Annotated in this window: 17 protein-coding genes; 10 read left to right on the top strand and 7 right to left on the bottom strand. The window is 61.6% G+C overall.

Features of this window, described 5'->3' with window-relative positions; all coding sequences use genetic code 11:
• Positions 1-322: 322 nt before the first annotated feature.
• Positions 323-1534, bottom strand: a complete 1212-nt coding sequence (gene epsL, locus FNU76_RS09980; RefSeq protein ID WP_179958416.1) for an XrtB/PEP-CTERM-associated polysaccharide biosynthesis outer membrane protein EpsL — start codon at positions 1532-1534, stop codon at positions 323-325.
• Between the two features lie 231 nt (positions 1535-1765).
• Between epsL and FNU76_RS09975 the strand changes: the two genes are divergently transcribed.
• The 3 genes from FNU76_RS09975 (at position 1766) to FNU76_RS09965 (ending at position 5719) form a co-directional block, all read left to right on the top strand.
• Positions 1766-3001, top strand: a complete 1236-nt coding sequence (locus tag FNU76_RS09975) for a TIGR03790 family protein (protein ID WP_223879290.1) — start codon at positions 1766-1768, stop codon at positions 2999-3001.
• Between the two features lie 515 nt (positions 3002-3516).
• Positions 3517-4311, top strand: a complete 795-nt coding sequence (gene epsA, locus FNU76_RS09970; RefSeq protein WP_144278058.1) for an XrtB/PEP-CTERM-associated transcriptional regulator EpsA — start codon at positions 3517-3519, stop codon at positions 4309-4311.
• Complete coding sequence (locus FNU76_RS09965; RefSeq protein WP_144278057.1) at positions 4298-5719, top strand: undecaprenyl-phosphate glucose phosphotransferase; 1422 nt, start codon at positions 4298-4300, stop codon at positions 5717-5719. The genes epsA and FNU76_RS09965 overlap by 14 nt, the downstream gene beginning before the upstream one ends.
• 146 nt (positions 5720-5865) lie before the next feature.
• On the opposite strand, the gene gabD is transcribed toward FNU76_RS09965, so the two are convergent.
• From gabD to FNU76_RS09950, 3 genes are all read right to left on the bottom strand, one after another.
• Positions 5866-7320, bottom strand: coding sequence for an NADP-dependent succinate-semialdehyde dehydrogenase (gene gabD / locus FNU76_RS09960; RefSeq protein ID WP_179958415.1), 1455 nt, complete (start codon positions 7318-7320; stop codon positions 5866-5868).
• Between the two features lie 42 nt (positions 7321-7362).
• The gene (locus tag FNU76_RS09955) at positions 7363-8631 is read right to left on the bottom strand and encodes a 4-aminobutyrate--2-oxoglutarate transaminase (protein ID WP_144278056.1); all 1269 of its coding nucleotides are present in this window, start codon (positions 8629-8631) and stop codon (positions 7363-7365) included.
• A 145-nt stretch (positions 8632-8776) separates the two neighbouring features.
• Positions 8777-9334, bottom strand: coding sequence for a thioredoxin family protein (locus tag FNU76_RS09950; RefSeq protein ID WP_144278055.1), 558 nt, complete (start codon positions 9332-9334; stop codon positions 8777-8779).
• Between the two features lie 88 nt (positions 9335-9422).
• On the opposite strand from FNU76_RS09950, the gene FNU76_RS09945 reads away from it, so the two are divergent.
• On the top strand, positions 9423-10148 hold the full coding sequence (locus FNU76_RS09945; RefSeq protein ID WP_144278054.1) for a 16S rRNA (uracil(1498)-N(3))-methyltransferase: 726 nt from the start codon (positions 9423-9425) through the stop codon (positions 10146-10148).
• 535 nt (positions 10149-10683) lie between these two features.
• Here FNU76_RS09945 and ccsB read toward each other — a convergent pair.
• The 3 genes from ccsB to FNU76_RS09930 all read right to left on the bottom strand — a co-directional run bounded on the left by ccsB (position 10684) and on the right by FNU76_RS09930 (position 14590).
• Positions 10684-11844: a c-type cytochrome biogenesis protein CcsB gene (ccsB, locus tag FNU76_RS09940; protein WP_144278053.1), complete on the bottom strand. Its 1161-nt coding sequence runs from the start codon at positions 11842-11844 to the stop codon at positions 10684-10686.
• A complete protein-coding gene (locus tag FNU76_RS09935; RefSeq protein WP_223879289.1) occupies positions 11841-13877 on the bottom strand; it encodes a cytochrome c biogenesis protein ResB in 2037 nt (678 codons plus the stop codon). The genes ccsB and FNU76_RS09935 overlap by 4 nt, the downstream gene beginning before the upstream one ends.
• Positions 13878-13969: 92 nt before the next feature.
• The gene (locus tag FNU76_RS09930) at positions 13970-14590 is read right to left on the bottom strand and encodes a c-type cytochrome (protein ID WP_144278051.1); all 621 of its coding nucleotides are present in this window, start codon (positions 14588-14590) and stop codon (positions 13970-13972) included.
• Positions 14591-14846: 256 nt separating this feature from the next.
• On the opposite strand from FNU76_RS09930, the gene yihA reads away from it, so the two are divergent.
• From yihA to FNU76_RS09900, 6 genes are all read left to right on the top strand, one after another.
• Complete coding sequence (yihA, locus tag FNU76_RS09925; RefSeq protein ID WP_144278050.1) at positions 14847-15479, top strand: ribosome biogenesis GTP-binding protein YihA/YsxC; 633 nt, start codon at positions 14847-14849, stop codon at positions 15477-15479.
• Between the two features lie 249 nt (positions 15480-15728).
• Positions 15729-16112, top strand: a complete 384-nt coding sequence (gene pilG / locus FNU76_RS09920; RefSeq protein ID WP_144278049.1) for a twitching motility response regulator PilG — start codon at positions 15729-15731, stop codon at positions 16110-16112.
• Between the two features lie 25 nt (positions 16113-16137).
• On the top strand, positions 16138-16503 hold the full coding sequence (locus tag FNU76_RS09915; RefSeq protein WP_144278048.1) for a response regulator: 366 nt from the start codon (positions 16138-16140) through the stop codon (positions 16501-16503).
• Between the two features lie 11 nt (positions 16504-16514).
• Positions 16515-17030 (top strand): chemotaxis protein CheW, encoded by a 516-nt coding sequence (locus FNU76_RS09910; protein ID WP_144278047.1) that lies wholly within the window; start codon positions 16515-16517, stop codon positions 17028-17030.
• 71 nt (positions 17031-17101) lie between these two features.
• Positions 17102-19336 carry a methyl-accepting chemotaxis protein gene (locus tag FNU76_RS09905; RefSeq protein WP_223879288.1) on the top strand — a complete coding sequence of 745 codons (2235 nt, stop codon included), beginning with the start codon at positions 17102-17104 and terminating at the stop codon, positions 19334-19336.
• 227 nt (positions 19337-19563) lie between these two features.
• Complete coding sequence (locus FNU76_RS09900) at positions 19564-25965, top strand: Hpt domain-containing protein (RefSeq protein WP_144278046.1); 6402 nt, start codon at positions 19564-19566, stop codon at positions 25963-25965.
• The last annotated feature ends 79 nt before the right edge of the window (positions 25966-26044 follow it).

The raw sequence follows: 26044 nt of genomic DNA, 5'->3' as shown, positions 1-26044 counted from the left end.
GTGTTGGCGTCGCAACGGTTGCGACCAAACGCGCAAATAGCAATTCTTCAGCAAAAATCAAGCAAAGGGTAGCCTAAGCCGAGTCGCGGAGGAATAGCCCATTTGAGCTAATCCTGATGGCATTTATGCCGCCCGCATGCGATATCCCTTCGCCTTCGCGCTGTCCGCCTTATAAACATTGGGTTTTCGCTTTGATCCCGGTATGGGCGGTATTACTTACACGGATCCGGCTAGCTGGCAAGCATGCTAGGGTCGCCTGCCCTATCCGGCCGCGATGGTCGTCATCCCGAGCCATGCCGGGATGACGGGCCGCAGTGCACGGCTAGAAAGTGTATTGCGCGGAAATGCTGGTGGATTGGCTGCGGTAATCGCGGCGCGGCAGGTTGGATGAGCGCAGGTCGGTCTGCAGCGAGGTGCTCATCAGCAGGGAACGCAAGGGCCGCCATTCGAACTCGATCATGGCGGTATCCAGAGTATCGCTCTGGTCGAGCGGCATGGCGTTGGACAATTGGCCGAGATAGTCGCGCACCTCATGCACATAGCGCAGGCGCATGCCGGCCTTCTCGGTGATCTGCCAATAGGGCGCCAGCAAGAAACGGGTGCTTTCCACGTAGCTGGCGGTGTTGCTCTGGGCGCTGCTCAGCTCGCGCATCACGCTGGCCGCCAGCTGGGTCTTGCCGGTGATATTCCAGTTGAGCGAGAGATTACCCACCGTGCCGCTGAAATCGCGTTCGGAAAAGTGCGCGTGCTTGCGCTCGATCCGGGCCAGCCGGGCATCGAAGGCGGCGCTGCCGCCGGCCGGCAGGCGCAGCCGCACTTCATTGCTGCGCTCGTCGAAGCTGCTGTCCAGCATGGTGGCCGGATTGAGTTGCGGGCGATTGAGATAGGTACCGTCGCTGCGCTTGGTGACCAGGCTGACCGATGCGCCGGACGGCGATTCATAGCGCACGCCGCCTTCCCTGCTGTTGACCCGGTAGTCGTCTTCCACCGAGGAGGTCTGGTTGCTCTTCTTGCTGTATCTGCCCACCCCGGCCAACAGGCGCACACTGCCGCTCACATCGTAGCTGCCGTCGAAGCGGCGCCGTTCCTCGGTGCGCAGATTGCGTTTGTCGTAGCCGCTCACATCGGCGAAGGTATTGAGCGTATCGGTACGGCTGCCGCTCAGCCGGCCATGCAGTTGCGGTGTCAGCTGCAGCTGCCAGGCGGCGGTGTAGTTGCGCGCCGTACTGTCGAGATGGCGGAAGTTCCGGTAGCGGTAGTTGGTCAGGTTGGCGTCCAGCTCGAAACGCTGCAAGCCATAGGGCTTGTCCAACTGCACGCCCAGGGACGTGATCAGGATCTGGTCCGATTTATCCGGCTTGCCCAGCAGCCGCTGGCTGTCCGCGTCTCCGGGCAGGCGGAACAGATTGCTGTCGTGCTGCAGGCGGGCCGATCCGAGCAGGTTGATCGGATCGCCCTCGTCGGCGAAGGCCTGGGCCGGCAGCAGCAAGGCAAGCAGCAAGGCGACGTAAGGGGGCGGGAAGGGAGTAAGCATTTCTTTCAAACCGGTACCTTCGATGTTGACTACCTGCCAGCAAGCAGGTCGGTACCGCCGTGATGGCATGCGGTACGGGATTCGAGCATAGTTTGCAGGCGAGGGGCCGCCTTCGGCAAGAATTTTGCATATGGCATAAATACGATATTCCGGAACGCAGGGGCCAGACCCGCCGCTCGCCGGGCGAGTATCATCCCTCTCCAACCTTCCGATCCGACCAAGGGATCCCGCTTGAAACTCCTCAGCCGATTTATCCTGAGCATCGCCGCCGCAGCCGGTCTTGGCACCGCCGCCATGGCTTCCAGCACCCATATCCTGCTGCCGCCCACCGCACTCGGTCCCAAGGATCTGGCGCTGATCATCAACGATGACGATCCCCAGTCGCGCGAGGTGGGCGAGTACTACCAGAAGGCCCGCCGCATTCCGGCCGCGAACGTGATCCACGTCAAGTTTCCGCCCGGCCGGAGCGCGCTGGGCAAGGAAGAGTTCGCCAGGATCAAGGCCGAGATCGATGCGGCGACGCCGGATCATGTGCAGGCTTATGCCGTGAGCTGGACCAAGCCCTACCGGGCCGGGTGCATGTCGATTACCTCGGCGCTTGCCCTGGGGCTGGACGAAAGCTATTGCTCGGCGAAATGCGGTCCCACCAAGGCCAGCCCCTATTTCAACTCGGACAGCACCGCACCCGCCACGGACCACCGGCTGCGGCCGGCAATGATGCTGGCCGGCACCGGCTTCGAGCAGGTAAAGGCGCTGATAGATCGCGGCGTGGCCGCCGACCAGCGCTTTCCGGCCGGCCGCGCCTATCTGCTCAGCACGCCGGACCGGGCCCGCAATGTACGCGCATTAATGTTCGGTCAAACCGCAAAACAGCTGGGCGGCGTATTCGATATCGAGCTGCAGAAGGGCAGCAGCCTGGGCGAGCGACGCGATGTGATGTTCTATTTCACCGGTTTGGCGCAGGTGCCGGATTTGAACGCGCTGGCATTCCTGCCGGGCGCCCTGGCCGATCACCTGACTTCCTTCGGCGGACAGCTGACCGACTCCAGCCAGATGAGCATTCTGCGTTGGCTGGAAGCGGGCGCCACGGCCAGTTACGGTACCGTGCTCGAACCGTGCAGCCACCCGCAGAAGTTCCCTTTGCCGGCGGTCGCGATGTATCACTATGCCAATGGCGCCAGCGCGATCGAGGCGTATTGGAAAAGCGTGCAATGGCCTGGCGAGGGGGTGTTCGTCGGGGAGCCCCTGGCGCAGCCCTTTGCCCCCAGCGTGACCGAAGTCCAGCCCGACCAATTCGAACTGCGGATCTACTCGGGCCGCGACCGCTGGTTGCGCATGGAGCAATCCAACTCGCCCATGGGCCCGTTCAAGGCCCTGCCGAAACGCCAGCCCATCCGCCGGGGCGCGAATCTGCTGCGCTTCTCCGCGCCGGGATTGGGCGACAACTATCTACGCCTGCTGTGGTGAACTCAGCCGGCTAGCGTGTCACCAGCCTGTCATGACGGGTGGTTAACTTGTGCGTGGAGGGTGATTACGCAGGCCAGTGTTGCGGGTTCGCCCGCGAGTGTGGCGCAAACATCCTGGCGGCTGCCTTTTGCAGCCTCCTGCCCGCAATGCCGCTACCCGCTCATGTACATTGCAGATGCGCCTCGGCCATGGCCTGGACGGCCGGGCTCAGTCCGGCATGTTCAAAATTACCATTGAATCATCAACTTTGAGGATGATGAGTCCAGCGAAATCGATATACACTTTGCGGCCGATTATGGTGCCCGGCAAAACCGGGTGCGTTGAGGCAAACGGGTGGCGAGGCGAGCTCGCGCGGTACCGATGAACGTGGCGATATGCATCGCTTCAGCTGCTGTTCAGGTTGCGCTGTTCAGAGTTCACACCTTTCCAACCCACAAATGACCGTTGTTGAATGGTATTCGCGGCTTCTTCACAGTCCTGCTTTTATATTCACAACAATATTGGATTCACAGAGCATGAATTTTCTGTACTCGCTCTCTTCAGAAGATCTTGGACGTTACTCCAAACTGATCCAAGAGGTGATCCGTGTTCGCCGTCATTTTGATCTGCTGCAGTGGCTGCAGGGCGATATTCAGCGCTATCTGCCCCATGAAATCCTGGTTGCGGCCTGGGGTGATTTTCATAATGGCGTGATAGACCATGATATCGTTTCCGCCTTGCCCGGCGTGCGGACCACCCATTCCAGCTCCGAGGCTTTGGCGCCTTTGCTGCTGGGCTTATTCGACCGCTGGAATCAATTGGGCAAGGTGCCGTATGCGCTGGGCGTAAATGAGACTGGTTTTATATTGGAAAATGCTGATTTACAGTGCGAACTGGGATCAGCATTGCAAGGCATGCGCTCTTCCCTGGTGCATGGCATCTCGGACGAGCGGGGCCGGCACGATTGTCTTTATGTGATTTTCAGCTCGAATGGCGAGCTGGATAATTCGGCGCGCAGCACAATGGAAGTATTATTGCCGTATATTGACACCGCGCTTCGCCGTGTAGAACATTTGCCGCGGCAGATTCGCAGTACGCAACAGACGCAGGTCAACCAAGCCGATGAAGAGTTTGGTCTGAGCAGCCGGGAAGCCGAGATTATGATCTGGGTCCGGCAAGGCAAGACCAATCCAGAGATTGCCAGCATACTGGATATAAGCACCTTCACTGTCAAAAACCATATGCAACGTATATTCAAGAAACTCGATGTATTCAACCGAACACAAGCCGTTGCCAAGCTCGAAAACAAGATACTCAATGTCGGAAGCTAATACCGCGCGCCAATCGACCCTGTTCTCTACCTTGCGGCGCTATACCCCGCCGGATAGCGGCAGCCTGCTGGGCATGATCAGCAGCGCCACCGAGTCCATCGTCCTGATCCTGTCGCTCTGGGTGGTGGCTTTCCTGATCGAGGGGGAGCTGCATTCACGCTACCTGGTCCTCTCCATCATTGTCTTTTCGATTACTTTCCCCGGCTCGACCCAGCCGCCCGTCTCCTTGTTCAAGCTGATCACCGATGTGCTCGGCAGCTGGATCTGGACGGCCTCCTTGCTGCTGCTGCTGGGCTTTGCCACCCGTTATTTCCATGAATACCCCAGCGAGGCCATCATCGCCTGGCTGTGGGTGGCGCCGCTGAGCCAGATAGGCGCACAACTGACCTTGCGCCTGCTGGCGCCGCATATCGCCAAGCTGCAAGGGCCGCCGAAGCGCGCCATCATCGTCGGCATGAATGAGCAGGGCGTTGCGCTGGCCCGGCGGATACGCGAAAGCCAGCATGCCAGTATCGAACTGGTCGGCTTTTTCGACGATCGCTGCCAACAGCGGCTGGATGCACCGACCGACCTGGCCTTGCTGGGCAAGCTCAGCGAGCTGTCGGCCTTCGTCAAGGAAAACCGGACCCAATTCATCTACCTGTCGCTGCCGATGGCATCGCAGCCGCGCATCCTGCAGGTATTGGACGATTTGAAGGACACCACGGCTTCGATCTACTTCGTGCCGGATATGTTTATTACCGACCTGATCCAGAGCCGTGCCGCGGCGGTTTGCGGCATGACGGTCATCTCGGTTTGCGAGACCCCGTTCAAGGGCGGCAACGGCTTGATCAAGCGGCTCAGCGATATCCTGCTGTCGCTGTTGATCCTGATCCTGATCTCGCCCATCCTGCTGATCATCGCCATCGCGGTAAAGCTCGATTCGCCGGGCAGCGTGATCTTCAAGCAGCGGCGCTATGGCTTGGATGGCGAAGAGATCGTCGTCTACAAGTTCCGCTCCATGAAGGTCAGCGAGGACGGCGACTCGGTCAAGCAGGCCAGCCGCAACGATAGCCGCATTACGCGCCTGGGCGGATTCCTGCGAAAGTCCTCGCTGGATGAACTGCCCCAATTCATCAATGTGCTGCAAGGGCGCATGAGCATCGTCGGACCCCGCCCGCATGCGGTGGCCCATAACGAGCTGTATCGCAAGCTGATCAAGGGTTACATGATCCGCCACAAGGTCAAGCCCGGCATTACCGGCTGGGCCCAGATCAATGGTTTCCGTGGCGAGACCGAAACCTTGGAGAAGATGCAGGCGCGGATCGATTTCGATCTGGACTACCTGCGTAACTGGTCGCTGCGTTTCGATCTGCAGATCATCGCCCGCACCGTGCTGGTACTGGCCAATGACAAGGCCGCCTACTGATCCGAGCCCTCTCTTGCCCTTATCCCGGTCCCTGCCGGGATAAGGGCAAAAAAAATCCCGCCGGCCAATAGCCAATAGCGGGATGAGGAGGAGGAAGTCATGCGCACACCCGATCTTGTGCGCTTGTACCAAGCCTAGGATCGTTTTCAGATTCCTGCAAGGCAGAGATATTTGACTTCCAGATAGTCTTCGATGCCGTGGCGCGATCCCTCGCGGCCCAGGCCGGATTGCTTGACGCCGCCGAAGGGCGCGACTTCGGTCGAGATCAGGCCGGCATTGGCACCCACCATGCCATATTCCAGCGCTTCCGATACGCGCCAGATCCGGCCCATATCCTTGGCGTAGAAATAGGCGGCCAGGCCGAATTCCGTGTCGTTGGCCCGCTCTATCACTTCCTGCTCGGTTTCGAACTTGAATAGCGGTGCCAAGGGACCGAAGGTCTCCTCGCGTGCCACCTTCATCTCGCGGGTGACGCCGGTCACGATGGTCGGTTCGAAGAAGCTGTGGCCCAGGGCATGCCGTTTCCCGCCCACCAGCAGCTTGCCGCCCTTGGACAGTACGTCGGCGATATGTTCTTCCACCTTCTCGACCGCCTTGATATCGATCATGGGGCCTTGGGTGACGCCGGCTTCCATGCCGTTGCCGATCTTCAGCTTGCCCACTGCCTCGGCCAGCTTGGCGGCGAAGGCATCATAGACGCCGGCCTGCACATACAGCCGGTTGGCGCAGACACAGGTCTGGCCGGCATTGCGGTATTTGGAGGCGATGGCGCCTTCCACCGCCGCGTCCAGGTCGGCATCGTCGAACACGATAAAGGGCGCATTCCCGCCCAGTTCCAGGGAGATTTTCTTGATGGTCGGCGCGCAGGCGGCCATCAGCTCGCGACCGATCTCGGTCGAGCCGGTGAACGACAGTTTGCGTACGATGGGGTTGGCGGTCAGTTCGCCGCCGATTTCCTTGGCCGAACCGGTCACCACGCTGAATACCCCGGCAGGCACGCCGGCGCGGTGCGCCAGCTCGGCCATGGCCAAGGCCGACAGCGGCGTCTGCGAGGCCGGCTTGATGACCATGGGGCAACCGGCCGCCAGGGCGGGTGCTGCCTTGCGGGTGATCATGGCCGAAGGGAAGTTCCACGGCGTGACCGCGGCGGTGACGCCGATCGGCTGCTTGAGCGTGAACAGCCGCTTGTCGGCCCAGGGCGAGGGGATGGTTTCGCCGTAGACGCGCTTGGCTTCTTCGGCGAACCATTCGAAGAAAGAGGCGGCATAGGCGATCTCGCCCTTGGCTTCGGTCAGCGGCTTGCCTTGTTCGGCGGTGAGGATGGCGGCCAGGTCATCCTGGTTGGCCAGCATCAGATCGAACAGTTTGCGCAGGACGGTGGAACGTTCCTTGGCGGTCTTGGCTTTCCAGGCAGGCCAGGCCTGCTCGGCTGCTTCGATGGCGCGCCGGGTTTCCTGCCGCCCCATCTTGGGTACGTGCCCGACCAATTCACCGGTGGCCGGGTTGGTTACGGCGATGCGCTCGCCGCTGTCGGCGTCCAGCCATTGGCCGGCGATATAGCATTGCTGCCGAAGCAGGCTGGGATCTTTTAGATTCAACATGCGGAAACTCCCTGGGCGGGCAAAGGCCCGCCCTGCGATTGATCAGGCCTTCATGGCGGCTTCGAGAATATCGAGTGCCTCGGCGAAGGTGTTGTCGTCGATGGTGATGGGGGCGAGGAAACGGATCACATTGGAATACACGCCGCAGGTCAGCAGGATCAGGCCGCGCTTGAGGGCTTCGGTCTGCACCTTCTTGGCGAAGTCGGCATCAGGCTCCTGGCTGCCTGCCTGGTTGAACTCCACCGCCACCATAAAGCCGAGGCCGCGTACATCGGCGATCTGCGGCACGGTACCGCGCAGGCTGTTCAGCTTCTCCTGCAGGGCCGCGCCCAGGCGGGCCGCGCGGTCGTTGAGCTTTTCTTCATCGATCACCTCGATCACCGCCAGCGCGGCGGCGACGGCCAGCGGGCTGCCGGCATAGGTGCCGCCCATGCCGCCGGGGGCCGGCGCATCCATCAACTCGGCGCGACCGGTCAGCGCGGACAGCGGGAAGCCGCCGGCCAGGCTCTTGGCCATGGTCATCAGATCCGGCTTGACGTTGAAATGTTCCATGGCGAAGGTTTTGCCGGTACGGGCAAAGCCGGTCTGGATTTCGTCGGCGATCAACAGGATGCCGTGCTCGTCGCAGATCTTGCGCAATTCGGCCATGAAATCCTGCGGCGCCACATAGAATCCGCCTTCGCCTTGCACGGGTTCCAGGATGATGGCGGCCACGCGCTTCGGATCGATATCGGCCTTGAACAGCATGTTCAGGGCCTTGATGGCGTCGGCGCTGCTGACGCCATGCATGGGAATGGGGAAGGGGGCGTGGAACACATCGGCCGGCATGGGGCCGAAATTGAGCTTGTAGGGATTGACCTTGCCGGTCAGCGCCATGCCCATCATGGTGCGGCCGTGGAAGGCGCCGGAGAAGGCGATCACGCCACTGCGGCCGGTAGCGGCGCGGGCCACCTTGATGGCGTTTTCGACCGCTTCGGCACCGGTGGAGAAGAAGGCGGTCTTCTTGGCGCCGGCGATCGGCACGATCTCGTTCAGCTTCTCGGCCAACCGCACGTAGCCCTCATAGGGCACGACCTGGTAGCAGGTGTGGGTGAATGCATCCAGCTGCGACTTCACTGCGGCGATCAGCTTGGGATGGCGGTGGCCGGTATTGAGCACGGCGATGCCGGCGGCGAAATCGATAAAGCGGCGGCCTTCGATATCCCACACATGGGAATTCTCGGCGCGCTCGGCAAAAAAGTCTCCCAGCACCCCCACGCCGCGCGGTGTGGCGGCCAGGCGACGGGCATGGAGATCGGCGTTCTTGGACATGGTGGAATCCTTGTAGATGCGGGTTGCGTGGGCCGAATTTAATCACAAGTGATGATTAAATTCACCACGCATGGTGATTTTATTCACCGCGCTGCATTGCAGCATAAGCGCTTGATTCCAATGGAAAGCCTCGTCCCCTCGTGGGTTAGCTCGGTTCGCGCCACTTGATGGCGCAGCCGAGACTAGGGGTTTGCACAGGTGGGCCGTCCCCCAGCATGGCGATCTGCTTCATCGCCTCGAACAGTTCCCGCTTTGCACCCAGCACCACATGCCGGCCGGAAGCATCGAAGCGGCCGCGATACTGCAGCTTCAAGTCGCTGTTGTAGCCGAAGAAGTCGGGGGTGCAGACCGCGCCATAGGCCCGGGCAACGGCTTGGGTTTCGTCCAGCAGGTAGGGAAAGCCGAAGCCATAGGCCCGGGCATAGGCCTTCATATGGTCGAAGTCGTCCTCGGGGTAGTCTGTCGGATCATTCGAGTTGATGGCGACGCAGCCGATGCCATAGCTCTCCAGCTCCTTGCAGGTCTCTGCCAGTTGTTCGCGTATCGATTTCACGTAGGGGCAATGGTTGCAGATGAACATCACCAACACGCCATTCGTGCCGCGACAGCGCGCCAGGTCGTAGCGGCTGCCGTCGGTGGCGGGGAGGTCGAAATCCACCGCGTCCTGGCCGACATTGCATCGTGGAGAACTGAGACTTGCCATGGGTCATCATCCAAATCCGGGCGTCGGCTGATTATAGGCGCTGGGCGGCTGGCATAATCGGGCTATTACGCCCTTTGGAATGTCCTTTATGCCCCGTTTTCATCTTGATGCGCCGCTTCAGGCCGGCCAGCAATTCGATCTGCCTGAACAGGTGGCCCGCCATGTGCAAGTGCTGCGGCTACAGCCGGGCGAAGCCTTGACCCTGTTCAATGGCCAAGGCGGGGAGTACGCCGCCAAGGTGGTGGAGATGGGTAAGCGGCATGTGACGGTGGTGGTGGAGGCGTTCGATGCGATCGAGCGGGAATCGCCGCTGGTACTCACCCTGGTACAGGCCCTGTCGGCCGCCGAACGGATGGATTACACGGTGCAGAAAGCCACCGAGCTGGGGGTGAGCCGTATCGTTGTCGTCCAGTCGGCCTTTTGCAGCTACAAGCTGGCGGCCGACCGGGTGGAAAAGCGCCTGCAGCATTGGCAGGCCGTGGCCGAATCGGCGGCTGAGCAATGCGGCCGCACCCGGGTGCCGGACATCCTGCCGCCGGTGCGTCTGGACAATTGGCTGGCCAAGCCGCCGGCCGCCGACCTCAAGCTACTATTGTCGCCCACCGGCGCGGTTTCCCTGGCGCAATTGCCGGCCACTGCCGCCAGCGTCCAGGTCCTGGTCGGTCCCGAGGGCGGCTTCTCGAGCGATGAAGAGGCCCTCGCCATCAGCGCCGGCTTCACACCCCTGCTGCTTGGGCCGCGCATCTTCCGTACCGAAACGGTTGCTCCGGTGATTGCCGCGCTGCTGCAGGCGCGCTATGGCGACTTCGTTTAAATGAAAGCGCAGACGCATTTCGACAGTGTTGATTGTTCTCGGTGACAGAATGTTGGCGCGATGATGAAATTCAATCGCACACTCAATAGATGAAATTTTATTTACATAGTTTGAAAGAAATAATATGGAACGAATGAATCACACCCCCTCGACTTCATATCCCGAACGACATGGGAACCGGACACCACAGGGGAACTTCAGGGGCTGCGACATTACGCCCGCTCCGGTCGGCAGCCCGCTCTGTCTTGGTAATTTTCCCGCAGGCGATCGCCGGAGCTACCCTGAATATCGTCCCGGCTATGACAAAAGCGAGAGTTTCGATTTGGACGCCATACCGCTCCTGCGGGACCGTTCCGGCGAAAGCCTGGTTTTCGAAAAGGTAGTGGTAACGGCAATGGTTGTTACAGGACTGGGACTTGGGGTATTGCATGCGTGCTTCGGGGCATAGCGCGCTTACTGGCCCGCATCGGGAGTGACGAGCACCGCAGGGCGGATCCAAAGGACCCGCCCTGCGGTGCTTTCCACAGAACTCGCCCTACAGCTTGCCGTAGGAGTGCAGGCCCGACAGAAACATATTCACGCCGATAAAGGCGAAGGTGGTGACCAGCAGGCCGACCACCGCCCACCAGGCCAGCACGTCGCCGCGCCAGCCCTTGACCAGCCGCACATGCAGCCAGGCGGCATAGTTCAGCCAGACGATCAGCGCCCAGGTCTCCTTCGGGTCCCAGCTCCAGTAACCGCCCCAGGCATCGGCCGCCCACATGGCGCCCAGGATGGTGGCAATGGTAAAGAACAGAAAGCCCACGGCGATGGCGCGGTACATGACTTCGCCCAGCAGGTCGTGGCTGGGCAGGCGGCTGCTCAGCACGCCGCGCGCCACCAGCAGTTGGGCCACGCCCAGCATGGCCGCCAGCGCGAAGCTGCCATAGCCGACAAAATTGGCCGGCACATGGATCTTCATCCACCACGACTGCAGGGCAGGGATCAGGGGCTGGATCTCATGCGCCTGCCGATCGAAGGTGTACCAAAGGATAAAACCGACCGCCGCGCTGATCACCAACAGCACAAAGGCGCCCATGCGCCGGGTGGCGAAGCGGTCCTGGTAGTACAAGTACATCAACGAAGTGATCAGGCAGAACAGGATAAAGACTTCGTACAGGTTGGACACCGGCACGTGGCCGATATCGCTGCCTATCAGATAGCTTTCATACCAGCGGACAAAGAACCAGACCGCCGCCGCGCCCGCCGCTGCCCAGGTCAGCCCGCTGGCGATCAGCTCGGCCGTTGCCGAGCGGCGCCACAATCCCAGCCAGTACATCACGGTGGCCAGGTAGAAGCAGACGCACATCCACATCGCCGCCGACTGGCTGGCCAGCGCATATTTCAGCCAGAAAGCGGTCTGGCCGCGGCCCAGATCGCCGTCGTACAGGCCAATGCCGGCCAGGGCGATCGCGCCCGTCACGGGAAAAAACAGCCGAATCGGCTTCCAGAACCAGCCCAGGGCGATCAGGCCCGGCGCGGCGCCGGCCAGGATGGCCTGCTCGTAGCCATCCATGAACAGGCGGTAGCGGGCGAAGGCGGCGCTGGCCAGTACAAGCACGAAAAGCGCGAACAGATGATCGCCTAGCCGCAGCTCGCGCCAGAATGGCTGGTGGATGGCATGAGGCGCATCGGCGGCGAAGGGAGGGGTGGTCATGACGAGCTTCCTTGTTGCGAACCGGCGATACCGGTCAATACGGCTTGATGTTCGGCGAATTCGCGCTCGGTCAGGCTGTCGCGGCGATTGCTGCCGAGCGCCAACAGCAGGCGTCCCTGGCCGGCCCACACCCAGACGCGGTTCTCCCGAATATAGAACATGCAGAAAACCCCCAGCACCAGTAGCAGGCTACCGAGGTAGACCAGCGGTTGGCCCGGGCTGCGGGTGAGCTGGAAACCGCTGGATTTGACCTCGTCGAAACCGACCGGTTGCAGATAGAAGCCGGCGCCGTAATCGAAGCGGGCCGACATGGCCACCAGGCTGTCCATCAGAAAACGGTACTGCTTTTCGTCCATGGCGATGGCCGGCTGCCCTGCCCGCTCTCGCGACACTTGCAGGGCATCGATCACGGCGCCCTGCAGCAATTTGACGTAAGTCTGCGCCACGGCGGCGCGTTTGTCCGCCGGCACCTTCGCGTCGAGGAATTTCTCCAGGGCGCTGAAGCCGCCTTCGGAGAAGCGTTGCAATACCCACAGCAGGCTATTTTCGAAATCTTGCCGATAGGGCGCGCTGATGGTGGCATCGCGCACCGCGCGGTCGGTGGTGAGGCGGGCGATATGCGGCCAGGCGGCGGGATCGGACAGGGTCGCGCGCAGCTGCATAAAGGTATCGGGCTTCAGGTCGTCATCCAGCGGGATGCGGACAAAGGCGAACTGGGCGGCAATCTCCCGGCGCATGCCGCTCATCAGGTAAAAGCGGCCATCTTCCTCGAATGGCGCCAAATAGTTCAGATATTCCGTTGCCTGGCCCTGGCCATCGCGCAGCTTGAACTGGATGGAGGGGCCGATATTCTTGACCTTCTTGTCCGCCTTGACCTGGCGCGCATCCTGGATCAACTTGCCCAGGCTGCTGTCCACCTCGCTCCCCAGCGGCGCGTCGGTGCTTTCGATATTGAACGGGCGCAGATCGCCCAATTCCAGCGTCAGGGCCGTGCCCCGCCAAGCCACCGGCTGGCTGCTCTGCGACACCGCCTTGAGCGTGGCCGCACCCGTCGCCGGGCCGAACAGATCCCATTGGGCGAACTCCAGTGCCGAACCGCCGTCGCCGAAGCTGGATTGATAGATGGCGATGCCATCCACTACCAGGGGGTGGTTCACCTTGACCGTGGCGCGGGTGATCTTGCCGCTGGCCTTGTCGGTAACCTCGATATCGCTGGCGAAAAGCTTGGGTTGGCCGGTGCTGTAATGCTCGATATGGAATTTCTTGAGCTTGACCAGAAAGGGTAGGTCCTGCACGAAGTAACCCCGTCCGGCGCCGACGAAGGCGACATCGCCCGATGCGCCCTCGGGCAATTCCAGATTGCCGCGGAACGACAGGTTGTTGACGCTGAGCCGGCTTTGCGCAGGGATCTGGCTTTGCGGCACATTGCGCAGCTCGGGCTGCTTGAAGCCCAGCAAGGACTGGACCTTCAGCGGCAGATTGCCGTCCAGCAGGCCGCCTATGCAGATCACCACGATGGCGGCATGGGCGAACAGGTAGCCCAGCCTTTGCAGGCTGCCTTTCTTGGCGGCCAGCAAGCTGCCGTCCTCGCGCGCCAGCCGTTTCAGGCGGTAACCACGCGCAAGCAGCCAGGCCTGTGCCTTGTCCAGCGTGGCGGCGGGACTGTCGCTTAGCGGCCATTCCTGATGGTGGCCCATGGCGCGCAGCGACTTGAGCGCGGCATGTTCGCGGTAGGAGCGGGTGTCGCGCAGGATGCCGGGTAGGTGCCGGTAGATGCAGACCGAAGTGGAGGCGACCAGGAAGGTCAGGATCAGCAAGAACCAGCTGGCGTGATAGACGTCAAACAAGCCCAGCCATTCGAACGGCTGGAACCAGAAGTCGCCGAACTCGATGGCATAGTTGGTATAGGTCTGGTTCTGCTCCAGCACGGTACCGATGATGGCGGCGATCGCCAGGACGACCAGCAAACTGATGGCGAAACGCATCGAGCTGAACAGCTCGAAGCAGGCCCGCGCAAAGGAGGAGCGACGCACGTGGTTTTCCAAAATATAGGAAGGGGGCGGCTAAGCCGCCCCCTTCTGCGGACCGCCCCGGCCAGTCGGCCGTGACGCCCGGCGGTACGGACTCAGCGCAGGCCGGCGATGTATTCGGCCACGGCTTTCATCTCGGCGTCCGACAGCTTGGCGGCGATCGGCGACATGATGGCGTTCTTGCGGTCGGTGGCCAGCTTGAAGCCATTCAGCGACGACACCACATAGGCGGCGTGCTGCCCGCCCAGGCGGGGGAACTGCACCGGCATGCCGGCGCCGTTCGGGCCGTGGCAGGCCATGCAGGCGGGTACGCCGGTCGCGGCGATGCCGCCGGTGTAGATCTTCTTGCCGGCGGCCATCAGTGCCTTGTCGGCGCCGGCCCGCTCTTTCGCCTTCTGCCCGCCGAAGTAGGCGGACACGTTGCGCATATCGTCATCCGACATGGCGGCGACCTGGCCCATCATGATGGGGTTCTTGCGCTCACCCTTCTTGAAGGCGTGCAATTGCGCCTGGATATACTCGGGATGTTGCCCTGCCAGGCTGGGGTTGGCGCTGGCGGCACTATTGCCGTCCGCGCCGTGGCAGGCCGCACACACATTATCCACAATGACCTTGCCCTTGGCAGGATCGGCCTTCACTGCCGGGGCCGGCGCTTCGGCGGCCATGGCGAATGTGGCAACAAAGCCGAGCAGAACTGCCAGCACGCTACGTTTCATGAAACAACTCCTTGATGACGAGGTGAGCGGCGATTTCGCTCGTTTTTACTTGTTTTAACCGGCCAGGCGGCGCACGGGCGAACAGATCGGGATTGTCCGCGAGCCAAGGCATTGATTCAAACCTGATATTCTATCCGAACCTTGAGACGCCGCAAAAGGGAAGCTCTGTACAATTGCAACTGGCGGGCATTCCGCCTACTTGCCTTTTCGTTCAGCGTTTCGGAACCGGCACTTACAATCATTGCAAAGTCATATCATGTCGCTGTTTCGCCAACTCCGTTTTCATACTACCGTCAATGACCTGCACATGCTGCCTCTTGGCGGCATGGAAGTGGCGTTCGCGGGCCGTTCCAACGCCGGCAAGTCGAGCGCCATCAATACCCTGGCCGACCATACCCGGCTGGCCTTCGTGTCGAAGACGCCGGGCCGTACCCAGCACATCAACTATTTCGAGTTCGGCGAAGACCGCTTCCTGGTCGACCTGCCGGGCTACGGCTATGCCCAGGTACCGGAAGCGATCCGCGCCCATTGGGAGAAGTTGCTGGGCATGTACCTGGCCACCCGTCCCAACCTGATCGGCCTGGTGCTGTTGATGGATGCGCGGCATCCGCTCAAGCCGCTCGACGTGCGCATGCTGGACTGGTTTATTCCGACCGGCCGGCCGGTGCATGTGTTGCTGACCAAGGCCGACAAGCTGACCCGCCGCGAACAGGCGGAGACGCTGGCCGCGGTGCAGGACAAGGTGGGGGGGTGGCCGCAATGTACGGTCCAGCTGTTCTCCAGCCTGAAGAAAACCGGCCTGGACGAGGCCGAGGCGATGGTGGGCGGCTGGTTCGCGGCCGCCGCGGCCGAGGCGCGCAACGAGGCCGACGATGCCTCAGGAACTTAATTCGACCTTGTCCGCTCTGAGTGGGTAGGTGTGCCTCGCATGCCTCCCGCGTTTATCCCTGAGCGGGCGCCCGGCTTTAATCGCTGGGTTTTCGACCCCGGCCTACATTCCCCTTGGGCCGGGGTTTTTTATCGATTGCCGCTCCGAACTTGCTTACGTCATAGTGGTTTGACCGCCGTTGTGCTATGTTAGCAATCGCTACCAAGGTGCATAAAGTGCATGCCACGTGGGCATTAAGGAGATAGGCCGATGCAGAATCTTGCCGGCATCAAGGTCATGGTGATCGACGACAGCAATACCATCCGCCGTAGTGCCGAGATTTTTCTCGGTCAGGCGGGCTGCGAGGTCATCCTGGCGGAAGACGGGTTCGACGCACTGGCCAAGATCAGCGACCATCATCCCGACGTGATTTTCGTCGATGTGATGATGCCTCGCCTGGATGGGTATCAGACTTGTTCCTTGATCAAGAAGAACCCGAAGTTCAAGGCCACGCCGGTCATCATGCTGTCCTCCAAGGACGGCTTGTTCGATCGTGCGCGCGGCCGCATGGTTGGGTCGGATGAATATCTGACCAAGCCTTTTACGAAAGACAGCCTGCTGCAAGCAGTGGGCGTACACGCCAACCACGCCTGAAGCGGCGTCAAGGACTAGAACTGCTATGACCATCAAGAAAATCCTGATCGTCGATGACTCCCCGACCGAGCGACACTTCCTCAGCGAACTGCTGACCAAGAACGGTTTCCAGGTAATGACACTGGAAAGCGGCGAGGAAGCAGTGGCCCGGGTCAAGGACATCATGCCTGACCTGATCCTCATGGACGTGGTCATGCCGGGGCTGAACGGCTTTCAGGCTACCCGCACCATTTCCAAGGATGATGTGACGCAGCATATTCCCATCATCATGTGCACATCCAAGGGGCAGGAAACCGACATCGTCTGGGGCAAGCGCCAGGGAGCGAAGGGCTATGTCGTCAAGCCCGTCAATCCAGAAGAGCTGCTCAAGCAGATCTCCGCACTCGGCTAGACCCCACTTCTATGGCCAAGCGCGTCAGTCTCAGAGAATTCCAGGAAAGCGTGGTGGCAAGGCTCAAGACCTTGCCGGCCACGCACGCCGCCACAACCAAGCTGGGTATCCAGGTGGGGGATACCTCCTGGCTGGTCGACCTGACCGATGTCAGCGAAGTGCTGCCCGTACCCTCCATGGTCAACGTCCCGCTCACGCGGCGCTGGTTCAAGGGGGTGGCGAATATTCGCGGCAATCTGTTCAGCGTGGTCGATCTGCCCGGTTTCCTGGGCGACGAATCGGTCCAGGTCGGCCTGGGTAGCCGTCTGTTGATCATTCACCCCCGCCATATCGTCAATTCGGCATTGCTGGTGAATCGCATGCTGGGTTTGCGCAATGTGCAGGGCATGGAAGAGATCGCGCCGGCCGACCCGGCGGTGCCATGGTGCGGCCCGACACGGCGGGACCAGGATGGTCGGGAGTGGCGTGAAATGCGCATTTCCGAACTGGTCCAGCAAGCGCCGTTTCTGCAAGTCGGCACCATTTAGGCTTAGATACACGTTACGCACATTACGGCCTGCGAGGCCCGCAGAGATAAGCAACAGGGAGAAATTCGAACATGGCGCTGCTGGACAAACTGAAATCGCGCAGCAAGGATAACTCCGCCGAATCGGCGGCGCAGCCTCGCGGTGGTATGACAAGTACCTTTATGAAGGCATTCGGAGGGGGCAAGGGTGCCGCGGCCGACAAGGCCGACAAGGCATACGATCCCTTGCGCACGGTATCCATCCTGGACCGCATCCGGCCCCAGGCCGAGGGCGGCGCCTCCCTGCCCCTGCCCTTGATCGGCCATTTGCCGATTCGCCGGCAGATCGAGATCTGCGTGTGGGTCATGGCGATTTCCATCATCGCCTTTGCCGTTACGGTGATCCTGATGGTGCGCGCGTCCGGCCACGATGCGATCTACCGCGCCACTTCCACCGAAATGCAGATGCTTTCGCAACGGATGGCGCGTGCTTCGGCGCAAGCCATTCAAGGTAATGCCGAGGCATTCCCGCTGCTCAGCGAAGCGTATGACGCGTTCAATACCGACCTGAATCGCCTGCTCAACGGCGGCGACGGGCTGCCCGCGTCCTCTGGCGAAGCCGCCAGCATTCTGCAGAGCATCAAGCAGAACTGGGAAACCAACTTCCGTCCCAATCCCAAGAAGCCCACGATTGAGACCATTCTCAAGCAAAAGGACACCCTGATCGCGGTGACCAAGAACGTGAGCTCGATCAACCGCAATGACGCCAAGCTGCTGGAACTGACCCAGCAACTGGTATCGCTGCTGAGCGAGTCGAAGGCGCCGGGGCACGAAATCGAACTGGCCAACCAGCAGGTGATGCTGTCGCAGCGTATGGCCAAGAACGCCAACGCCATGTTGGCCGGCGAGATCATCAACCCGGAAGTGGTGTTCCTGCTGGGTAAGGACACCAATACCTTCCGCGACACCCTGCAAGGCATGATCGACGGCAGCGAAGAACTTCGCATCCAGCCCGCCGGCAATCCCGAGGTGAAGGAAAAGCTCACCGAAATCCGCGACATGTTCAAGGACTTCGAAACCGTGGTGGGTGCCTTCTCCCGCAATATGCAGAACCTGGTGAATACCCGTCTGGCCAACCAGACCACCTATAAGGAAAGCGAAAGCCTGCTGCAGAACGGCAAGAAGCTGACCGAAGCCTATGAAACGCAAGCCGGTGGCGTGCTGCCCATCATCCTGGAAATCGTCTTCGCCATCCTCGCCTTTATCGGCCTGTTCGGCCTGATCCGTGTGTACAACGCCGAATCGCAACGTCGCCGGGTCGAGATCGAAGCGGAAAACAAGCGTAACCAGGAAGCCATTCTGCGGCTGCTGAACGAAATGTCCGACCTGGCCGACGGTGACTTGACCGTCCGCGCATCCGTGACGGAAGACCTGACCGGCGCCATCGCCGACTCGATGAACTACACCATCGACGAGCTGCGCAGCCTGATTATCGGTATCAATCGCGCCACCGACCAGGTGACGGCCGCCTCCCAGCAAGCCCAGGCGATTTCCGGCGAGTTGCTGCAAGCCGCCCAGCGCCAGTCCGAAGAAATCGTCGAGACCAATGAGGTTGTGCAGAACATTACCCGCTCCATTAACGATGTGTCGGGTACCACGGTCGAATCGGCCCGTGTGGCGCGGCAGTCGCTGGACGCCGCCAACAAGGGCGCGGACGCGGTGCAGAACCAGATCAAGGGCATGAACGAAATTCGCGAACAGATCCAGGAGACCGCCAAGCGAATCAAGCGTCTGGGCGAAAGCTCGCAGGAAATTGGTGAAATCGTGGAACTGATTTCCGACATTACCGAGCAGACCAACGTGCTGGCCCTGAACGCCGCCATTCAGGCCGCCTCGGCCGGTGAAGCCGGTCGCGGCTTCACGGTGGTTGCGGAAGAAGTGCAGCGACTGGCCGAACGTTCCGGTGAGGCAACCAAGCAGATCGGCGCGATTGTGAAGACCATTCAGGCCGACACGCACGATGCGGTTGCCGCCATGGAACTGTCCACCCAGGGTGTGGTGGAAGGTGCCAAGCTGTCCGACGCGGCGGGTCAGGCGCTGACCGAAATCGGCCAGGTGTCGAACGAACTGGCCGGCCTGATCGAGACGATTGCCCAAGCGACCCAGTCGCAGCAGCAACTGGCCGACAAGGTGGCCACCTCGATGCAGGACATTCTGCGCATTACCGAACAAACCACCGCCGGTACCAAGCAAACGGCCGTACAGATTGGTCAGCTGACCGGTCTGGCCGCAGAGCTGAAGGGCTCGGTCGCAGGCTTCAAGCTCTAACGGGCATTGTGCCGGGCACCACGCCCGTGGATAGAAAGACACCTCGTGCAAGCGCTGCCGCAGATCGAGTTTCATTCCCACCGCCCTCGCCTTCGCGAGGGCGCCTCGCCGATGCTGGTCGGCGCGGCGGCTGGGGTGTCTTTCCTGTTAATTCGGTCAAGGCCGTTGCGCGATCCCGTCGCGGCGGCAAAGCTGCTATGCAGCCATAAAGCGGAACCATAATACTGATGAGCGCGCACACCGAATTCGATCTGGGTTCGCTGATCTGGGTCAAAGGCGAAATCGATCAAGCACTGGATAAAGCCCGCCAGAGCCTAGCGAAATACGCCACCCAGGCCGACGCGGCGGAACTTAAATTCGCCCAGACACATTTACACCAAGTCCGTGGCGCGGTCGAAATGGTCGGCTTGTCCGGCGCGGCCCGCTTTGCCGAGGAATTGGAAGTCGCGGTAGGCAGCGTGGAGCGAGGCGAGGCCGAGGCCAGCCTGCTGGCCGCCGTCACCGACGCAGCACAAAGCCTGACGCAATACCTGGAAGCGCTGATCAACGGTGCGCCCGACCTGGCACTGAAGCTGCTGCCCAGCTATCGCCGGGTGCGCGAACAGCGCGGCGAGCGTTCCAGCAGCGGCGCGGAGTTGTTCTTCCCACCCCTGTCGGCCACCTTGCCGCCCAACCTTGTCGTCGCCAAGATGGACGAGGCCGCGCTTGGACCTTATCTGAAAAGCGCCCGCAGCCGTTTTGAAGCGGGCCTGCTCAAGTGGATCAAGGGCGAGCGCCGCGAGGGCGGCCAATGGATGGTGCAAGCCCTGTTCGGCGTCGCACGCAGTCAGACCAGCAACCTGCAAAGAGGTTTCTGGTGGGCCGCAGCGGCGCTGGCCGAGGGTAGCGTCGATAATCGCGCCAAGCTCGATATTGATCTGAAGCAGCTGTTCGTTCGCCTCAATCAACAACTCAAGCGTTTGTCGGATAGCGGCGGCAAGGTTGCCGAGCGGCTGTTCCGTGACGTGCTGTATGGCGTCGCCCACCTCGAGACCCAAAGTGTCCAGTGTGCCGCCGTGCGGCAAGCCTTTGGCCTGAATGCGCTATTGCCCTCCGGTGCGCTGGAGGACGATGCCCAGCAGCTGGTTTCGCTGCAGGTTGCACGCGAACTGAAAGAGTTGGTCGGCCAAGCCAAGGACAATTGGGCACGGGTAGGTGGCGGAAGTTTCGATCGCCTGCCGGCTTTCCGCCAGCAATTGTCCGAATTCGCCAAACGCAGCGGCATCCTGGCGATTGTGGGCTTTGACGACCTGGTCACCGCGGTGATGGAAGTGGTCGGCAAGATGAAGGCGGCACCGGCCGAGGGCCAGGCGCTGGAAGTCGCCACCGCTCTACTGCTGCTGGAAAACTCGCTGATTGTATTTCCGGAACGTTCCACCGATTTCCCGGCGCAAGCTGTCGCGATGCAGGCACGGCTACGCGACAATACCGTAGGCTCGCCCGAAGTCACCCTGCTGGACGAGGTCTCGCGCCGCGCCCAGGAACGCCTGTTGATTTCCCAGGTTGCGCAGGAGATCCAGTCCAATCTGGGCCAGATCGAGCAAACGCTGGACGACTTCTTCCGCGACAGCAGCACCCGTGGTGAACTGGCCGGCACCGACGGCGCCATCCGCCAGATTCGCGGTGCGCTGACCATGCTCGACGAGCGTGACGCGCAACTGATACTCGATGCCTGCGCCAATATCGTCAAAAGCTGCCAGGCCGAGGATTACCAAGCACCAGCCGAAGAACTGGAATTCCTGGCTGAAGCGTTTTCCAGCCTGGGTTTCTATATCGATGCGCTCAAGCGCGAGGAAGCTGGCCGGCATCGCCTGATCGCCCCGTGGCTGCATAAGATTCGCGGCGATGTAATGGAAGAAGAGCCCGCCGCCAGCGAGCCTAGCCAAGCCGAACAGATCGCGGCGGAGTTCGCCAGCGGTCCGGAAGCCGAGGCGGAACTGCATCCGGCCCTGCACGAAGCGAACGCGCCTCCCGCACCGGCCAGCGAAGTGGTCAGCGATGCGGCCGTGGATGCCGAGCTGCTGGAGGTTTACCTGGAAGAAGCGGTCGAGGTGCTGGACAACGTCAACAGCCACCTGGCCGTCGTCCGTGACCAGCCGACCAATAAGGATGCCCTCACCGTCATCCGCCGTGGCTTCCACACCCTTAAGGGTAGCGGCCGCATGGTGGGCCTGAACCAGCTGGGTGAAGTGGCCTGGGCCGTCGAACAGGTTCTGAACAAGTGGCTGCAGGACGAAAAACGCGCCAATCCTGCCCTGTTGCAACTGATCGAGCAGGCCTCGCAGCATTTTTCGACCTGGGTGGAAGAACTCAAGCAATCGGGTGCCGCCTTGGTCGAGGCCAGCAGCCTGTTTGCCCAGGCCGAGTCGCTGAAAAGCGGCGGCGAAACCGAAGTCAGCGCGGCCGAAGCGCCGGCTGCCGCTGTCGAGATGGCGCCGCCTGCGATGGTGGATGAAGCGGCCACTTTGCCTGTGTTCGATCTATCCGAAGCCGACGCGACCCTGGAAATCGGCGCAGCGCCGGCGCCCGCCGAAGCAGAGCCGGCCCTAGTCGATTTCAGCTTTGACCTGGAAGCAACCGCGCCGGATCTGGCTGAACCTGAGCTGGCCGCAACTGAACACATCGATCTCGAACTGCCGACGCTGGAAGTCGCCGAAGGTCTCGATTTCGACCTCGGCTTGGAGCTGGATGCGGCCGCGGCGGACGTCGCGCTGGAACCCGGTTCCCTGGAACTGGCTCGCACGGAGCAGGAAGCCGACACCGCCGAACTGGTTATCGGCGACATCGTTATTTCCAAGGCGCTGTTCGGGATATTCCTGGACGAGGCCTATCACCACTTCGCCACGCTGAATGACGCCTTTATCGATTTCAGCGCACGCGGCGAAGTCCGGCCTGAATTCGTCCATGCCGCCCACACCTTGTGCGGCATCGCCAATACCACCGGCTTTACCGCGCTGGGCGAATTGGGCTATGCCATCGAACAAGCGCTACTGGCGTATGAAAAAGTCGGCGGCGAACCGGAACAAGCCGATTACGACATCCTGTCCCATGCCATCGACAAGATCGGCGTGATGCTGGGCCAGATCGGCCGCTACGAAACACCGTCGGATGAGCCTCAGACCATCGGCCGGCTGATGGCCCTGGTGGACCGGCTCAAGGATACGCCGTTGCCCGGCTCCGTCCTGGACCTGCCGCCGGTGGAAGTCGCCGCGCCGGCCGTCGCCGCGCCGGTCGAGTTGCCTGCACCGGTGGAAGCCGTGTCGCTGGAAAGCGCCGATGAAGCCGTGCTCGATCTGGATGATATCGGCCTGGATTTCGACCTGGGCGACGAAACCATCGAACCGGCATTGGTCGTGGCGGCAAGCGAGACGCCGACAGCCTTGACGGCCGAATCCGATCTCGAGATCGGCCTGGAGCTGCCCGAACAGGCGGAAGACCACTTCGACCTCGACTTGAGCCTACCGGATACGCCTGCCCTGGACCTGGCCGAAGAGGGCAGCGAAGATGCGCTGACCCTCAGCCTGCCGGAGGCCTCGCAGCCCGTGGCGCAGGAAATGCGTCGCAGCGAAGAGGAACTGGAGCAGGAGCTCGATATCGAGCTGAGCCTGCCGGATGCCATCGGCAGCGGCGAGGGTACGGCGCAAGCGGTCGAAGCGCCGGTCGAATTCGACGGTCTGGATCTCAGCCTGGACGAAGACGACCTGGCCCTGGATCTGTCGTCCGCCTCGGACGGCGTCACGGTTGAAGCCGAAGCGCCCTCGTTCGTGCTGGAAGAGGCCGACCACGGCCTGGATCTGTCGCTGGACACCGAGCCGGAGCCATTCCCGGAAGCACAGCCCGTCGAGATCGTTGCGGTCGAAACCGCGGCGGAAGCGATCGAGCTGCCGGAGGCCGAGCCGGAGTGGCTGCCGGAGCCGGAAGTGGCGGCAGAGCCGGTGTCCGTACCGGAGCCGGAATTGGAGCTGCCTGTCTCGCTGTCGTTCGACGAGGAAGCACCAGCGGGCGATTTCGAGCCGGTCCTGCTCGAAGCCGAAGCCATCGAACCGTTTGATCTGCCTTTGACCGATGCGGCGCTGAACGATATGCCGCTCGCCCATATCGATGAAACCATCGTAATGGAAGTCGGCGAGCGTCCTGCCGATGATACCGGCCTGGATGTAGCAGCCGTCGAAACGGGCGATTTGCCGCAATACGAAGAAGTAGCCGCCTTGCCGATCGAGGCGCCAAGCCCGGCCGAAGCCGATGGCGTGGGCAGCGTGATTCATCTCACCAGCCCCGACCGGCTGGCCGAGATCACCGTGCACGACGAGATCGACGAACAGTTGCTGCCTATCTTCCTGGAAGAAATGCAGGAATTGCTGCCGCAGTTGTCGGCCGATCTGCGGGCATTGCGCGGCGAGCCGGGCAAGAGCGAAACGCATGATTCGCTCAAGCGGGTGCTGCATACCCTCAAGGGTAGCGCCCGTATGGCCGGCGCCATGCGCATGGGTGAAGCCACCCACAATATGGAAACACGGCTGCTCAATGCTGGCGAGCATCTGCCGCTGGCCTTGATCGACGAGTTGGATCTGGACCTCGATGCCATCACCGAGTTGCAGGATCACCTGGTCAATGGCGATCCCAATGCGGAGGCCGAGGCGGATATCGCCGAAATGGTGGCCGAGTCCCTGGCGGAAACCGGTGGCAGCCAGGCCGGCCAAGCCAAGCCGGGCCGCGTGGTGGCAGCCCAGCCGTTGGGCCTGGTCGACCCGGACGCCGGCAAGTCCAGCCTGCGCGTGCGCTCCGACCTGGTCGACCGGCTGGTCAACCAGGCGGGTGAGGTGTCGATTTCGCGTACCCGTATCGAGTCGGAAATGCTGGCGCTCAAGCGCTCGCTGCTCGATCTGACCGACAACGTCGGCCGCCTGCGCGGCCAGCTGCGCGAGATCGAAATCCAGGCCGAATCGCAGATGCAGTCGCGGATGGCCCACGCCACCGATCTGCCCGATTTCGACCCGCTGGAATTCGACCGCTTCAGCCGCTTGCAGGAACTGACCCGCTTTATGGCCGAGAGCGTCAATGACGTTGCGACCGTTCAGCACAATCTGTTGAAGAACCTGGATGAGTCGTCGGCCGCCCTGACGCAGCAAGCGCGCATGACGCGCGATCTGCAACAGGAACTGATGCGCGTGCGCATGGTGCCGTTCTCCTCGGTATCCGAACGTCTATACCGGCTGGTGCGCCAGACCGGTAAGGAAACCAGCAAGAAGGTGAACCTGGAAATCCGCGGCGGCCGGTCCGAGATCGACCGTGGCGTGCTGGAAAAAATGGTATCGCCGTTCGAGCATATGCTGCGCAACGCCATCGACCATGGCTTGGAAAAGCCGGAGCAACGGCTGTCCAGCGGCAAGAACGAATTCGGCGAAATCGTCGTGGAAGCCCGCCAGGAAGGTAATGAACTGGTCCTGGTCCTGCGCGACGACGGCATCGGCCTGGATATCGACCGCATCCGCCAGAAGGGCCTGGAAAAAGGCATGATCGAAGCGGGCGGCGAATACACCGACGCGCAGATCATGGCGCTGATCTTCGAGGTGGGATTCTCCACCGCCAGTTCGGTGACCCAGCTGTCCGGCCGTGGTATCGGCATGGATGTGGTCAAGACCGAGATCGAAGACTTGGGCGGCCGTGTCGAAGTCACCTCCGAACGCGGCCAAGGCACCACCTTCACCATCCACCTGCCTTTGACCCTGGCGGTTACGCAGGCGGTACTGGTCAAGGTAGCGGACAAGCTGTTCGCCATCCCCTCGGTGATGGTGGAGCAAGTGCAGGAAGTGAAGATAGAGCCGCTCAACGAGCTGTATCAGCGCCACCAGGCCGAATGGCAGGGCAATGTCTATCCCTTCCATTACCTGCCGCGCCTGCTGGGCGACTACGACAGCCAGCCCGAGCAGAAGCGCTACAACACCGTGATGCTGCTGCGTTCCGGCGTGCATCGGATCGCCGTACACGTCGACACCCTGGTGAAGAACCAGGAAGTCGTGGTGAAGAACATCGGTCCGCAGCTGGTGCGGGTAGCCGGTATCGCCGGCGCAACGGTGCTGGGTAACGGTGAAATCGTGCTGATCATCAACCCGTTGGCACTGCTGCAACGCCGTGCCGATGCACCTGTGGCCGATTTCGACGCCGCCATGGCAGCCAGCGCGCCTGCGCCGGAAGAGATCATGCAGGTTTCGCCGATCGTAATGGTGGTCGACGATTCCTTGACCGTGCGCAAGATCACCGGTCGCCTGCTGGCGCGCGAAGGCTACCAGGTGGAGACCGCCAAGGACGGCGTGGATGCGCTGCAGAAACTGCAGGACATCCGCCCGGCCGTGATGCTGCTGGACGTGGAAATGCCGCGTATGGACGGCTTCGAATTGACGCGCAATATGCGCGCCAATGCCGGCCTGCGCGATATCCCGATCATCATGATCACCTCGCGGACCGCCGATAAGCACAAGAACTACGCTTTCGAACTGGGTGTGAACGCCTTCCTGGGTAAGCCGTATCAGGAAGACGAACTACTGGAACATATCCGCCGCCTGATAGGCGAGGAAGTGGCCGCCGGTTGATCCGCTCCAACCAGAAACGCCCCGCAAATTTTGCGGGGCGTTTTCAATTGTCCGTACCAACATGGTTGCCGGTGCAATG

The organism is Chitinimonas arctica (genome assembly GCF_007431345.1).
Lineage (GTDB): Bacteria > Pseudomonadota > Gammaproteobacteria > Burkholderiales > Chitinimonadaceae > Chitinimonas > Chitinimonas arctica.
The sequence above is the reverse complement of the archived record's forward strand: the minus strand, read 5'-3'. Positions and strand labels throughout refer to the sequence as shown.

Coding starts and splice junctions, on each gene's coding strand:
- epsL (WP_179958416.1), bottom strand. CDS start 1,534: ATGCTTACTCCCTTCCCGCCCCCTTACGTCGCCTTGCTGCTTGCCTTG.
- epsA (WP_144278058.1), top strand. CDS start 3,517: ATGAATTTTCTGTACTCGCTCTCTTCAGAAGATCTTGGACGTTACTCC.
- FNU76_RS09965 (WP_144278057.1), top strand. CDS start 4,298: ATGTCGGAAGCTAATACCGCGCGCCAATCGACCCTGTTCTCTACCTTG.
- gabD (WP_179958415.1), bottom strand. CDS start 7,320: ATGTTGAATCTAAAAGATCCCAGCCTGCTTCGGCAGCAATGCTATATC.
- FNU76_RS09955 (WP_144278056.1), bottom strand. CDS start 8,631: ATGTCCAAGAACGCCGATCTCCATGCCCGTCGCCTGGCCGCCACACCG.
- FNU76_RS09950 (WP_144278055.1), bottom strand. CDS start 9,334: ATGGCAAGTCTCAGTTCTCCACGATGCAATGTCGGCCAGGACGCGGTG.
- FNU76_RS09945 (WP_144278054.1), top strand. CDS start 9,423: ATGCCCCGTTTTCATCTTGATGCGCCGCTTCAGGCCGGCCAGCAATTC.
- ccsB (WP_144278053.1), bottom strand. CDS start 11,844: ATGACCACCCCTCCCTTCGCCGCCGATGCGCCTCATGCCATCCACCAG.
- FNU76_RS09930 (WP_144278051.1), bottom strand. CDS start 14,590: ATGAAACGTAGCGTGCTGGCAGTTCTGCTCGGCTTTGTTGCCACATTC.
- yihA (WP_144278050.1), top strand. CDS start 14,847: ATGTCGCTGTTTCGCCAACTCCGTTTTCATACTACCGTCAATGACCTG.
- pilG (WP_144278049.1), top strand. CDS start 15,729: ATGCAGAATCTTGCCGGCATCAAGGTCATGGTGATCGACGACAGCAAT.
- FNU76_RS09915 (WP_144278048.1), top strand. CDS start 16,138: ATGACCATCAAGAAAATCCTGATCGTCGATGACTCCCCGACCGAGCGA.
- FNU76_RS09910 (WP_144278047.1), top strand. CDS start 16,515: ATGGCCAAGCGCGTCAGTCTCAGAGAATTCCAGGAAAGCGTGGTGGCA.
- FNU76_RS09905 (WP_223879288.1), top strand. CDS start 17,102: ATGGCGCTGCTGGACAAACTGAAATCGCGCAGCAAGGATAACTCCGCC.
- FNU76_RS09900 (WP_144278046.1), top strand. CDS start 19,564: ATGAGCGCGCACACCGAATTCGATCTGGGTTCGCTGATCTGGGTCAAA.